The sequence below is a fragment of the Nannocystis sp. genome (assembly GCF_016714285.1).
Taxonomy (GTDB): Bacteria; Myxococcota_A; Polyangia; order Nannocystales; family Nannocystaceae; genus Nannocystis.
On sequence record NZ_JADJNN010000035.1, the window covers coordinates 250,765 to 263,405 of the forward strand.

Genomic DNA, 12,641 nt, shown 5'->3' on the forward strand with positions numbered 1-12,641 from the left:
CTCACATCCTCCCGATCCGCATGTTCATGTCGAGCACCATCAGGGTCAGACCCGCGACGGACACCAGGACCATCATCGCCAGCATCGGGAGGAGGCTGCGCGTGGCTGCACGCTTGTCGATGAAACACCGGCGGCTGATCCGGTGGGCGACGACGATGCCGACCAGGTGACCGAAGATAATGAGCGCGACCTGCAGATACCAGATCGTTTGATCGCTGAGGAGCGGGCCGAGGTGCCAGGTTGCCGTGCCAAGGTAGTCCGCGCCGGTGCCCATCGGGTCGCTGAGGGCCGGGACGATCGCCGACCCCTCGGCGAAGATGTGCATTGCATTATGCGCGAGGTGATAGAATAGCGCCACCGGCAGCAGCGAGAAACTGTACGCCATGAAGAGCTCGCGCGCAGTCTTGCCGGTCGATCGCACCAGTCGGGCCGCCATGACGCAGCTCGCCCAGTAGAGGCCCACGGGGACCAGGCTGACGGCGAGCATCCCGATCGTGAAATTCACGCTGGACGGGGTCCCGAGGGTGACCGCAAGCCACTTGACGAGGCTCATGCTGCCCGGCGCGTGGTCCTCCCAGGCGGTCGTCATTGAGAAGCCGTGGAAGAGCGTCAGCGCCAGAAGGATCACGCACATCCATGCCTCATCCGGGCGTGTCGCGGTGGTCCCCGAGAGATCGTGGGCCAGCGGTCTCAGGTTGAGCGCGACGTTCTGCCGATCGCAGCTCTTGACGCACTCGGTGCACATCGTACACATCGTCGCGTTGTTGACGACCTTCAGCGAAATACCGGTCGGACAGGGATAGCCGCGGCTGTTGCCATTTAGACAATCCTCGGTCGTGCAAGTCTGGCAGGTCCGCGAGTTCCGAGCGCGGATCTCCACAGGGCTGAAATTGGCATACATCCCGCTGATCCGTCCGACCGGGCAGAGGTGCTCGCAAAACGCCTTCTTCTTGAAGGTCAGAGCACACGCGATCGCCATGGTCGCCATCCCCAGGCCCATCAACGCCGTCCCCGCTGGATCCGTGGTGATCCCTCCACCGAGCTCCGCCCAGGTCAGCAGCGTGAAGAGCGCGATGGCCGGGTACATGTTGCGGAGCACCCGCGGGACCTCCAGACCGAGCGACAGCGGCTCCTTGCGCCTAGCGAGGGAGAGGCGAGAGACAAGGTTCGCCAGCCCGTCCCACGGACACATGAAACAGAATAGCGGGCCGAAGATGGCGACCGCGAAGATCAGTCCAGCCCACCAGATCGTCCAGACCGCGATCGGCGTGATGTTGCCGATGCGGTTGCCGAAGATCCCCGCGTAGACCAGGAGCCCAAGCGCAGCGATGGCGAACAGTTGCGGGACGACCTGAAACCACCGACTTCGGACGATCTTGTAGACCCGGCGGTTCTTGATCAGGTTGACCCGAAACCCCTTGTCCTGCGCGACCGGGCGACCGCCGATCTTCTCGATGACGACAAACGAAAAGACGATGATCACGGCGACGCTCAGGACAAACAGCCACGTCGGCATCCCCGCCATGACCATCACCTGGTCGCCGTCGCCAGCCTCGTACATCTGGTGGCCGGCGTGAGCGCTGTGGTCCATGCCCGCGTGGTCCATGCCCGCGTGGTCCATGCCCGCGTGGTCCAATCCCAGCTGTGGGCCGACCCCCTCTGCCTGGTGGCACGGCGCGTCCGCGGCCACCGCGGCCTCGGTCGGGGCGGCGAGCGCGACTCGCGACGCGAGCGCGCCCATGAGAAACGCCGAGCAGGCAAGTCTCTGCGCGAGCCAGAACATGCGAGTGTCTCGGCGGGTCATGATGGTATTCCTCTGTGCGCCGCGATTTCCGCGACATCGGCCTTGAGCTGGGACTTGAGTCTTCGTGAGCGGCCGCGCCGACTGCGGCCGAGGAGCACCAGCACGAAGAGCGGGACGAGCGGCCCGGTCAGGGCGAGGAGCAGCACCCACGGGACCGCGTCCGTGGAGAGCTCGATATGGAAGCGGATCCTCACCTCGGGCTGGCCATCGATGTCGAGGAGGCGGGCCACAAGGGTGTAGTCGCCGGTGGCGGGCATCGTCTCACGGGTGGCGTAGATCATCTCCACATCGACCTTGTCCCGATAAAAACTGCCGACGCGGTCGCCCTCGTCATCGACGAATTCAAACTCTGCCCGGCCTGTGTAGTTTGTGTCGAGCTGCAGATCGTAGACGTAGACGAATAGCTTTACGTCGTTGGGCGTGGTCGCCTGACGGCGATCCATCCCCTGGAAGTTGAAGAGCGTCGCACCCATCTCCCAGCGGCCGTCGACGACGATGTGCTCCTCGACCGGGACCTGCGGATAGTTCTCGTAGTACCCGTAGTGCGGGAGCCCCTTGTTGTGGTGGGCCTCGGCGATCGCGGGGGCCGCGGCCAGACCGATCCCAAGCGCGAGGACCAGGGAATTGAGGACCGGCAGACGCACCCGACGGGTCAGCCGGCGTTCGGGACAGCTCGCCACACACTGCCCGCAGTTGTCACAATCGTGCGTATGCGTCCCTGCGCGCGGCGACAGCCCGTATGGACAGACGAGCGAGCAGGTGTGGCAATTCGGCGGGCAGGTCTTCGACGCGATCGCACGCACCTTGAGCAGCGACAGGCGGCCGAGCATCCCGAGGAGAAAGCCCTGCGGGCAGATGTTGCGACAGAAGGTCCCCGGCGCCACGAGGACATCGATCCACCACCACATCACCGGGATGACCAGGAGCCCCGAGGCCAGACCCGCCGTGACCCCGAGGAAGATCGCCGCCACCACCGCCACGTAGGGCAGGATGAAGAACCACACCACGATCCCGGCGCTCATGCTGGCCAGCAGACCGCCGAGCAAGATCCACCCGCCGAGGCGCGGCCTCGGGCGCAGATGGGGTAGCGGGGCCCCCAGCCACAGCAGGCCCCCGCGGATCGTTTGTCCGACCTCGAAGAGCAGGCGCATCGGACAGATGTGACTACAAAACACCTTGCCGAAGAGCACCGCCAGCCCGATGGTCCCGAGCGCACCGAGGAACAGGCTGAGTCCGCCGGTCGACACGGCCATCGAGAGCCCGAGGATCGGATCGACGGTCTCGAGCCCGCCGATCGTCGCTGCCCACGGCATCCCGAGGAACTGGAGGCTGGCCTCGTAGGGCTCGCCGAGCAGCGCTAGCGCGCTCTCATTGAGGCGGTACGCCGCCGCCCAGCCCTCGCCCTCCATCATTTCCACCGCCCGCGAGCTGTTGTGGGCGACCTTGTAGTTTCGCCAAACTCCGCCCATCGCCGCATAGATGACGAAGACGAAGACGCCGAGCTGCGTGACGCGGCGCAGGGCCTGAGCCGCGACATCTCGCCTACGCCACTTCACGATACTTCCGGGCCTTCGCCCGGGAGCGTTCGGTCCCTGGTCTCTCGGGGGATCACGCGGATCGCCTGCGGCAGGTGCAGGCACGCCTGCTCACAGAGCCCGCAGCCGACGCACGCGTCGGCCTGGACATGCGGGGTCTCAAGGAGGCCGATCTTGATCGCCTTACCCGCGAGCGGGCAGGCCCGATAGCACGCCCCGCAGGTGCGCCCGTTGAAGCTGTAACACTGGCCCTTGCTGACCTGGGCGGTCCCCATGTCGACGTTCGCACGCCACTCCTCGCTCGTGCTTCCAAATGGCTTGAGGGCCCCCGACGGGCACACGTTTGCGCATTCTCCGCACAGCGTGCAGGCTCGATCGCGCGGCGTGATGTAGGGGGTAAAGGCCCTGCCGAGCCCGTCGCCGAGCCCGTAATACTTGATACAACCATTCGGGCACGCGCTCCCGCACTTGAAGCAACGCGCGCAGGCCGACTCGAACTCGCCCGCCGGGAGGGCCCCAGGCGGGCGCAGGTGGTTCGGCTTCGCGGTCTGCTTCTTGACCCCGACCGCGACGCCGATCGCACCGATGCCCGCAGCGATGGACAACCCGAGGACATTGCGACGTGCAAGAGTGGTCATGGCCTCAGACTCTGATCTTCTCGATCCGGGCAGCGCACTTCTTGAAGTCCACCTGTCCGCTGACCGGGTCGAAGGCGCGGTGGGTGATCGCGTTGGCCAGCCAGCGATTCTTCTCGGGGTCGGCCGAGTCGCCCACGGAGAGGTTCCACGGGCTGAACATGTAGCCCCGCGGGACCGTGTTGCGGGCGGGCTTCACCTTCGAGTCGAGGCCGATCGACGCCCGGGCCTCGTAGGAACCGCGACGTGAGATGACTCGGACCCACTCGCCATCCTCGATTCCAAGGACGCCCGCGTCGTCGATGTTCATCTCGACGTACATCTCCGGCACCAGTCGCTTCGTCGTCCCCGAGCGGATCGTCTTCGCGGTGTGGAAGTGCTCATAGACAACCCCGAGGCCGATCCAAAACGGGTACTTGTCGACCGGAACCTCATCCCAGCGCTTGTTGAGGAAGTCAAAGTCCGGCAGCTCGGGCGTGAGCCCGTTGTCCCTGGCCTTCTCGAGCAGGTGCAGGTTATCGATCATGTAGAAGCCCTTCTCGGTGCCGGCCCGGCTGAGCTGAGCGATGATCTCCTCCCGTCCCTCATAGTTCTGCTCACAGAGATGCATGTGGAGCTTGCCATCGGCAGTGCGAAAGCCGCCGTACGGCTTGCCGTCCCACCCCTCCTGCTCCATGTAGCGGCGCTTGGTACCGCCGTTTCGAGCGATCTCGTAAGTCGGGGCCGGCCACTGGATCCCGCGGTGATTGCGGATCTGATCGTAGAGGGCGACGCCGTCGCGCTCCTCGACCTCGAGCATTCCCGTCAGGTCGGAGTCCGAGCCCTTCGACGCAATGACGATGTCGCGAAAGACGTCCTCAGGGTTGTAGAAGCCGTTGGCCATCTTCTTGTACGGGAAGATCGCATCGGCGTCGAGGTCGAGGGCCGTGGCGATCGCCCGGCCCTTGTCGATGACCATGTCCATATCGGGCTTGGTGCCCCGGATCGGGTTGGCGGTGCCGTCACAGACGTAGAAGCGGCGCTCCGACTGGATGTACGTACCGCCGACCCACTCACCCCAGGTCGCCGCCGGCAGGATCACGTCGGCGTAGAGGTTGTTCGGGGCATGCCGGTAGATCTCCTGGACGACGTTGAAGGTCTTGTTCAGCGCGGGCCGCACGAGCGTATTCTGGTCCGGGAGGTCGATGTGCGTCGCGTAGATAAGGAACATCGCCTTGACGTCGCCCTTGAGGGCCCGCTCCATCATGCCGATGGCCATCCCCGGGTTCTCCTCCTTGGCCACCGAGGCCAGCCGCTCCGGGGGGATCCGCCACACCTTTGCGATGTGGTCGCGCCATGCGACGTTGCTCAACCCCTCGTTGAAGGGCAGGCGCCCGGTCAGGCCCCCGGTCAACCGCTCGCCCATGGCGTTCGGCTGCCCGGTCATCGAGAACGGGCCACAGCCGGGGCGACCGATGTTCCCCGAGAGCGCCATCAGGTTGATGAGGCTGACGGTGTTGTTCTGGCCGTGGATATGCTGGTTGTAGCCGATCCCCCACAGCGAGAGCACCCCGCCCTTACCGTTCTTGCGCCCCTTGATCGAGGCCTCGGCCCAGATCGCCGCGACCTCGCGGAGGTACTTGGGGTCGATCATCGTGATGTGCTGGACCTTCTCGGGCGCATAGCGCTCGGTGACGCCCTTCACATAGTCTTCCCACCCGGTCGAATGGCCTTTGAGGAAGTCCCAGGCGATGGCCTCCTCGTGCGAGGTGAGCAGCACATGGGCGATCGCGTTCTGAATCGCTATATCGCCGTTGATCGTCGAGAAATGGTAAGAATTTGCCTCGTTGACCTCCTCGTAGCCCATGACCGTGCCAGTCCGGCGGGGGTCGACGACGAGGGTCGGGATCTTCTTGTTCGCTTTGTGGTCGGCGATCCGCCAAAAGACGATCGGATGGGACCCACGAGCGTTGTGGCCCCAATGTGTGACCATATCCGCGAGCTCGATGTCCTCGTAAGCGGTCGGCGGCGTGTCACTCCCGAGCGACTTGAAGTAGCCCGTGACCGCGGAGGTCATGCACATACGGGCGTTGGCCTCGATCGTGTTCGACCCGAGGACACCCTTCATGAACAGGTTCTCGAGCCACTGGCCCTCGACCGGGAGCTGACCGGATCCGTAGAGCCCGATCGAATTTCCCGCCGAATTTCTTATAGATTCCGACGATCTGATTGACGATGATCTCGTCCGCCTCCTCCCACGTCGCCTCGCGGAAGACGTCGTCGCTGAAACGACCCTTCGTCGCGCTCTCGTGACCCGTGAGTTGGTCGGTCATGTCCCGCCGGATGAGCGGCTTGGTCAGCCGATCGACGTAGATCGCCTCGGCGCTGGCGAGCCCCTTGATGCACTGCAACCCGTTGTTCGTCGGGTGCTTCGGGTCAGGCATCATGCCGACGATCTTGCCCTTCTCGGTCTGAATCAACGTCCCGCAGCCGACCCCGCAGTATGGGCACTGGGCCAGGATGTTGTTTGGGACCGTCGTCGACTCCGGTGGCGCGAACTCGTCGCTGGCGTCCGCCGGGCGCCGACCCTGGGCCACCGCCTCGGCCGTCGCGCCGGACTCGGCCCGCTGCTCGCCCTTCTTTCCGCCGCCACAGGCGGCGCCCGTCGCCACGCCTGCGATCGCCGCGCTGATGGAGAATTGACGCCGCGTGAGGCCCGTGGGGAGCGGGTGCGCCGGCGGCTCGTGGAGCACCTCCAGGTGTCTCCCGCCGTAGTGTGGATTCTTGCCCGAATTGTCGTCGTTTGTCATCTGGGACCTACCAAGTGTGCGCGCGGAGGTACGCGATTACGTCCTCAATTTGCTGGTCATCCAGGTTGGCGATGACCGCGGCGCCGACGCCGTCGAAGCCCCGCATCCGCGTCTGGCTCTTGCCATTGATGATCATATAACGCAGAAAGCCGTTGGTCACGGTCGAGAGGAACGCGTGGCGGCCAATCCCCGTACCGCTGCTCGACTCGATATAACCAGCGCCCGATCGACCGTGGCATTGCACGCAGATGCTCTCGAAGATCGGCTTACCCGCCTCGGGGTCCCCCCGAAGTGGAGACTCGTCGAGCTCGACCACCATGTGCGGCGTCAGTGAGCGGATGTAGGCCACCAGCGCCTCGCGGCCCGCAGCGTCGATGTACGACTTCCACGGGGTCATCGTGGTGCCCAGTCGCCCTTCGGCGATGGTGGCGAGCAGCATCTTGTTGCTAGCGGCCTCCAGGAAGGTCTTGCTGCGCAGGCTCGGGCCGATACCGACGCGACCACCAGCGTCGTTGCCGTGGCACTTCACGCAATTCCGGGCGAAGAGCTCGGCCCCGGTTGCGACCTTCTGTGGAGTCACCACGATTTCGGTGTTGTTGTCGCTCTTGCTCGACTTGGTGGCGTGGCGCGCGCGCGGCCGCTCCACCTCCACCTCTCCCTCACAGGCAGGGACAGCCGTCGCCAGGAAGGAGGCCGTCAGGAGCGCAACAATCGTGCGCGGGAATGCGTCACCTACTCGACGTTTTCGGGACACCAGAGTCTCCTGCGACGAAAAATTCTTCTCATGCACCTGGAAGGGCATAGCGCTGTCGATGACGCTACCAGACACTGCATCGCGGCCGTTAACGTAATCTTTGCGGCGCAAGGCTTGCCATGCGGCAAGTTTTGCACGACGCGATAGCCGCGGCTTCTATATCATTCTCTCATGGAGGCATCTTGCGGACCAGCGTTTCCTTTGGTTGCGGCGTGCGGCAGTCAGCAATCGTGTTTCTCGCCACGCTTGCGTTTGTCGGATGTTCCTCACCACCAGGCCAGCCGAGCCGGCCGGGCAAAATCCTCGCTACTTCCGTGGCGGAGGCTGAGCCGCCCGCAGGATTTTCGCCACTAATGTCCCCGGTCGAGCCCAGAGGCTCTGATGGCGCGCTGCATACCGCCCCCGCAACCCCCACAGCGGTCGCCGCCTCGACGATCCCGCAGGTCGTGCTCGTGAGCGCCTCCTGGTGCCAGTGGTGCATGGTCTTCGAGAGTGAGGTGCTCCACGAGCCCGAGGTCGCGACGACGCTCTCCAGCAAATTCGAGCTATTACACGTGGACCTGGATCTCTTCCCGGAGTGGGGAGATATCGCGGGCTTTCGCGGGCTCCCCAGCCTTGTCTTTTTCGACCGCCAGGGGAGACATGTCCTGACGCGCTCCGGCTACCGCCCGCCCGACGAGGTCATCGCCCTGCTCACGGCGGTCTTCAACAAGCTCGCCAGCGGTGAATTGGAGCCCTATCCCGCACCGCCGCCGGGTCGGGCGCTCGCCGAGCGTTCGCTCAGCGCCGCCGAGATCAAGCAGGAGCTCGCGCGCCTCGAATTCGAGGTCTTTCTCCGCGTCAATTCCAACGACGGCGGATTCGAAACCCCCGCGCGCCACCCCTATCCGGCGCTCCTCGTCGAGCTCGAACGATGGCGCCAACACGGTGCCCCCCCGCGGGTCGCGGCATGGGTTGACAAGACGACCGAAAGCGCGCTTCGGGGCAGTTCTCCGCGCCACGAGGGCGTCCCCTTGGCGGACATGGACTTCGCTACCGAGGAGCTCATCACGCTGTCCCAGAAGGGACCCGGCGCAGGCCCGCGATGGCGGGAGGGGATCGACCGGCTGCCGCAAGCGGACCCCTTTCGCGGCCTTCAGGACCCCGTCGATGGCGGCGTGTTCCGCTACGCTGCCGGACCAGGTTGGTACAATCCCCACTTCGAACGACGGGCCATCGAGAACTTGGCCTGGGCTGAGCTCGCCCAGATTCAGGGTCGAGCGCAAGACGCCAGGATCCTTCGCCTCTTTGTTGACACCACATTCGCCTACGGCGAGCTCCTCGCAACCAGCCAGCAGAGCGACCCATTCTACTATCGACTGCGGCGCGCGGAGCGGAGGCGAGTCCCCACGCCGAGGGCCGCAAGACTCTTCAGGCTCGAGGTGCAGGCCCGCGCGGCGCAGGTCGACCCTCGGCGCTGTGAGCAGTTGCTGCGTGTCCCTGGGGAGACCTGGCCGCGCGCCCGCTGGACCGAGGACGAGGACGAGGACGAGGAACATATCGAAGAGGCCACCCCCGATTCGGTCGGTGAGCTGCTCGTCGGGCTCGCGGGTTGCGAGGGCAAGGTTTACCGCGAACGGACGCAACGCCTCGTCGATACCGTGCTCGAGCGCTGGCGCCGGCCCCTGCCGAGCACGCCCCGGCTTTTCGGCCTCACCCGCGGTATTTGCCGGGCAGCCCCGGCGGCGTGTGGTAGGGCCCTCGCCACCGTCTCGACCCTCCCCTTTGATCCCGCATACCCGCCGCCCTTTGTGGAATACGCATCGCGCGAGGAACAGTCCGAAATGACGCCAGGTACGAGCCCGTCACATCGACCAGGAACACACCCTTGAAGCGTTCGATGATCGACCCCGATGAAGCCCTCAGGCGGACCCTTGACCTCGCAGCGCGGCCGACGAGCGAATTTGTCACGCTCGACGACGCGCTCGGTCGATTCCTCGGCGCCGACATCCACACGCCCTGGGACCTCCCTGCCCACGACAATTCAGCAATGGACGGCTACGCAATCCGAGCCGCGGACACCGCGGATGCCACCGGGGTCCATCCGGTCCGCCTCACGATCGTCGGGAGTGTCTTCGCCGGGACGCGACCGACCGCCATCGTGGGCCCGGGACAGGCGGTCCGGATCATGACAGGTGCGGTGATTCCGGCCGGCGCGGACACGGTCGTCCGTCAGGAGGCCACCCGCGCCGGCGAGGGCGTGGTTGACGTCCGCATCGCCTCAGACCGCGGAAACAACGTTCGCCCCCGCGGCGAGACCCTGCGCCGGGACGAGCTCGTGTTGCGCGTGGGGACGAAGGTCACGTCCCAAGAGATCGCCCTCCTCGCGGCCTTTGGTCGCTGCCAGGTCCCGGTCGCCCGGCGCCCGACGGTCCACGTGGTCACATGTGGCGATGAGCTCCACGACGCGCACGAGGCGGCAGACGACCTGACCGTCGATTCAAATGGACCGATGATCGCTGCGATGGCCCGCGAGGCGGGCGCGATCGCGTATCGCTCGGGCCCCGTCAAGGACGATCTCGAGCAGCTCCGTGCGCATCTCCTGCAGGTCCTATCCACCGTCGACGTCTTGATCACGATCGGCGGGGCATCCGTCGGCGAGCGGGACCTTGTGGTCGACGCGCTCCGGGCCCATGGCGCCGAGCTCGTCTTTCATACGGTCGCCCTCAAGCCCGGCAAGCCGGTCGGCCTCTTCATCCTCCGGGAGAAGCCAGTATTCGTGCTTCCAGGCAACCCTGCAGCCTGCTCGATGACGTTTGACCGGCTCGTCCGGCCGTTTCTCCTGGCGGTTCAGGGTGTGCCGCGCGAGCAGGTATCGCGCCCGCGGTTGCCGGCGATCCTCGCCAATGATGTGCACAAGCAACCGGGGCTGACCTACTATCTCCGCGGCTGGGCGGAGCTGGCCCTCGGCGGGCTGCAGGTCCGGCTCCCACCGCGACAGAGCTCGGGGCAGCTCACCGCGGGCCTCGAGGGAAATGCGGTGGCCATCATCCCCGCGGGCCCTGGGACCGTCTTCGCCGGGACGCCCGTCGAGATCGAGCTCCTCAAGCCCCCTCATGTCGCCCCTCGCCCGCCCATACTGGCGTTCGCGGGCTACTCCGGCAGCGGCAAGACGACCGCGCTGACCGCCCTGATCTCGCGTCTGAGCGCCCGCGGGGTCCGCGTCGCTGCGCTCAAGCACGACGCGCACGAGTTCCAGTTAGACCGTGAGGGCAAGGACACGGCCAAGTTCAGCGCCGCCGGGGCTACCGCGGTCGGCATCGCCTCCGCGAGCCGGCGCGCGGTGATCGCCACGACGAGCCGTGCAACGACGCTGGCGGAGCTGATCGCCACGATCACCGTCGAGGTCGACGTGATCCTGGTCGAGGGGTACAAGCACGATGACATCCCGAAGATCGTCGTAAATAGCGACGGCATCCGCGAGCTCTCGCCCCGACGGCCCGGCGTCATCGCCGTGATCAGCGACTCAGCGTGCGGCGTCGCTGTACCAGTATTTTCCCACGGAGATGACGAGGCGCTCGAGGCGTTTGTGCTCTCGTTTATCCGACGATCCGTTTAGGCAGTGGGCCGACGTCCCGCCTCGGACTCGACGAAGCCACGGACGATGTCCATGACCGACACGATGCCGACCAAGACATGCTGTTCATCGATCACCAGCAACCGGTGGACGGCCCTGGACACCATGATGCTACCGGCCTCGACGATGCTCTGGTCAGACCCGATCTTGATCACACTGGGTGTCATAACCTCACGCACCGTACCGTCGCGCCGCACCGTGGGGTCGCCGAACTCATCGGCGTGGCCGTTCTCCAGCGAATAATATTGGGCGTTGCCGACCTGCTCACCACGATCTCGGTCCGGATCGTTGAGGTCCGAGGCGCTGACCACGCCGACGACCTCGCCGCTTGCATCGACGACTGGCACACCGCTCACTCGCTTTTGGGCGAACAGCCGGGCAGCTGTCTCCAAGCTGGTGTCTGGGCTGACCGCAAACACCTTGTGTGTCATCACGTCGGAGACCGACGGAAACCGACAACCACCGTCTGGGGACGAATTCTGACGATCTCGCATGAGACTAGTGTACAGAAGTGAACCCCACACGTTTGCGAAATTTTTGCGTCCGCGAATTCTCCCAAGTGCTCGGCACCGTCGTACCTCCGCCGGTCGGTCCTGGGAGCAAACGATGAAATTGCGCGGCCCTCTCCCTGATGGCGAAAAATAGTGCCGTCCCACCGAGCTCGCTTCGCCGCTATGATGGGGTTCATCATGACGCCAGAGAAGCCCGGCAAAGGCCCGCGTGTGGGCGTCACCCTCGCGCTTCAGCGCCGCAAACACCGTCGCCAATTCCGAGGACCGCCGTCTCGTCGGGCCTTCCTCATCGGTGGCGCCGCGATGGTGGCCGCGGGCGCATCGATGGTCGGTCTGGTGGCACGGACCGCCTCGCCCAGGCTCGAGGGACTGTCGCTCCCCGTGCGGCCGCCCACCGCCAGCCCGGACGACGACGCCTTCCGCCGCGCTTGCATCCGCTGTGGCCTGTGCGGGACCGTCTGCGAGAACGGCTGCATCCGCTTCTTCGGCGCTGACGAGCCGGAGATGGGGGCGATGACGCCCTACCTCGACGTCCGGCGGCGCTCCTGCACGCTTTGCATGCGCTGTACCAACATTTGTCCCAGCGGGGCCCTGAGGCCTGTCGCTGACGACCTTCAGGTGATCGCCGAGAAGATCGACATGGGGCGAGCCAAGGTCGAGCGCGACCTGTGCCTCTCCTATCTCGGTCGCATCTGCGGCTATTGTCACGACGTCTGCCCGCTCCCGGGAAAGGCGATCAAGCTCACGACCCATGGGCTCCCTGTGATTCAGGACGGATGTGTCGGCTGTGGTCGCTGCGTCGAACACTGCCCACAAAATCCCAGCGCCCTGACCTTGGTCCCGGCCAGCGCTCGGCAGGTGCCGTCGTGAAGCCCGGCGCAGGCTGGCGATGGACGCGGCGGGCATGCCAGGTGCCCGCATTTGTCGCCATCTTGGTCGCCCCGTTGCTGGGGGGATGGCAGCGTCTGGATCGCAACTACCTGTCGGCGTGGAAAG

General features: G+C 65.5%; 10 protein-coding genes and 1 pseudogene. 3 read left to right on the top strand and 8 right to left on the bottom strand.

Annotated features, from left to right (window positions below):
- Position 1: 1 nt before the first annotated feature.
- The 7 genes and pseudogenes from IPJ59_RS33270 to IPJ59_RS33300 form a co-directional block, all read right to left on the bottom strand.
- The gene (locus tag IPJ59_RS33270) at positions 2-1,783 is read right to left on the bottom strand and encodes a 4Fe-4S binding protein (protein ID WP_293275298.1); all 1,782 of its coding nucleotides are present in this window, start codon (positions 1,781-1,783) and stop codon (positions 2-4) included.
- Positions 1,784-1,800: 17 nt separating this feature from the next.
- Complete coding sequence (locus IPJ59_RS33275) at positions 1,801-3,360, bottom strand: 4Fe-4S binding protein (RefSeq protein ID WP_293275300.1); 1,560 nt, start codon at positions 3,358-3,360, stop codon at positions 1,801-1,803.
- Entirely contained in the window at positions 3,357-3,977 is a 621-nt protein-coding gene (locus tag IPJ59_RS33280; protein WP_293275302.1) for a 4Fe-4S dicluster domain-containing protein, read from the bottom strand. The genes IPJ59_RS33275 and IPJ59_RS33280 overlap by 4 nt, the downstream gene beginning before the upstream one ends.
- Positions 3,978-3,981: 4 nt before the next feature.
- Positions 3,982-4,938, bottom strand: coding sequence for a molybdopterin dinucleotide binding domain-containing protein (locus IPJ59_RS38415; protein ID WP_366524748.1), 957 nt, complete (start codon positions 4,936-4,938; stop codon positions 3,982-3,984).
- Between the two features lie 48 nt (positions 4,939-4,986).
- A pseudogene (locus tag IPJ59_RS33290) lies at positions 4,987-6,096 on the bottom strand (molybdopterin-dependent oxidoreductase); the annotation flags it as partial.
- Complete coding sequence (locus IPJ59_RS33295; RefSeq protein ID WP_293275303.1) at positions 5,987-6,763, bottom strand: hypothetical protein; 777 nt, start codon at positions 6,761-6,763, stop codon at positions 5,987-5,989. The gene IPJ59_RS33295 and the pseudogene IPJ59_RS33290, both read right to left, overlap by 110 nt.
- A gap of 7 nt (positions 6,764-6,770) precedes the next feature.
- A complete protein-coding gene (locus IPJ59_RS33300; RefSeq protein ID WP_293275305.1) occupies positions 6,771-7,628 on the bottom strand; it encodes a c-type cytochrome in 858 nt (285 codons plus the stop codon).
- A 242-nt stretch (positions 7,629-7,870) separates the two neighbouring features.
- Between IPJ59_RS33300 and IPJ59_RS33305 the strand changes: the two genes are divergently transcribed.
- Positions 7,871-9,388: a thioredoxin fold domain-containing protein gene (locus IPJ59_RS33305; RefSeq protein ID WP_293275307.1), complete on the top strand. Its 1,518-nt coding sequence runs from the start codon at positions 7,871-7,873 to the stop codon at positions 9,386-9,388.
- Positions 9,385-11,115, top strand: a complete 1,731-nt coding sequence (gene mobB / locus IPJ59_RS33310) for a molybdopterin-guanine dinucleotide biosynthesis protein B (protein ID WP_293275308.1) — start codon at positions 9,385-9,387, stop codon at positions 11,113-11,115. Before IPJ59_RS33305 ends, mobB begins: the two co-directional genes overlap by 4 nt.
- Here mobB and IPJ59_RS33315 read toward each other — a convergent pair.
- On the bottom strand, positions 11,112-11,627 hold the full coding sequence (locus IPJ59_RS33315) for a CBS domain-containing protein (protein WP_293275310.1): 516 nt from the start codon (positions 11,625-11,627) through the stop codon (positions 11,112-11,114). The genes mobB and IPJ59_RS33315 overlap by 4 nt on opposite strands.
- A gap of 354 nt (positions 11,628-11,981) precedes the next feature.
- On the opposite strand from IPJ59_RS33315, the gene IPJ59_RS33320 reads away from it, so the two are divergent.
- Complete coding sequence (locus IPJ59_RS33320) at positions 11,982-12,515, top strand: 4Fe-4S dicluster domain-containing protein (RefSeq protein ID WP_293275312.1); 534 nt, start codon at positions 11,982-11,984, stop codon at positions 12,513-12,515.
- Positions 12,516-12,641: the final 126 nt, after the last annotated feature.

Coding starts and splice junctions, on each gene's coding strand:
- IPJ59_RS33270 (WP_293275298.1), bottom strand. CDS start 1,783: ATGTTCTGGCTCGCGCAGAGACTTGCCTGCTCGGCGTTTCTCATGGGC.
- IPJ59_RS33280 (WP_293275302.1), bottom strand. CDS start 3,977: ATGACCACTCTTGCACGTCGCAATGTCCTCGGGTTGTCCATCGCTGCG.
- IPJ59_RS38415 (WP_366524748.1), bottom strand. CDS start 4,938: ATGGACATGGTCATCGACAAGGGCCGGGCGATCGCCACGGCCCTCGAC.
- IPJ59_RS33295 (WP_293275303.1), bottom strand. CDS start 6,763: ATGACAAACGACGACAATTCGGGCAAGAATCCACACTACGGCGGGAGA.
- IPJ59_RS33305 (WP_293275307.1), top strand. CDS start 7,871: ATGTCCCCGGTCGAGCCCAGAGGCTCTGATGGCGCGCTGCATACCGCC.
- IPJ59_RS33315 (WP_293275310.1), bottom strand. CDS start 11,627: ATGCGAGATCGTCAGAATTCGTCCCCAGACGGTGGTTGTCGGTTTCCG.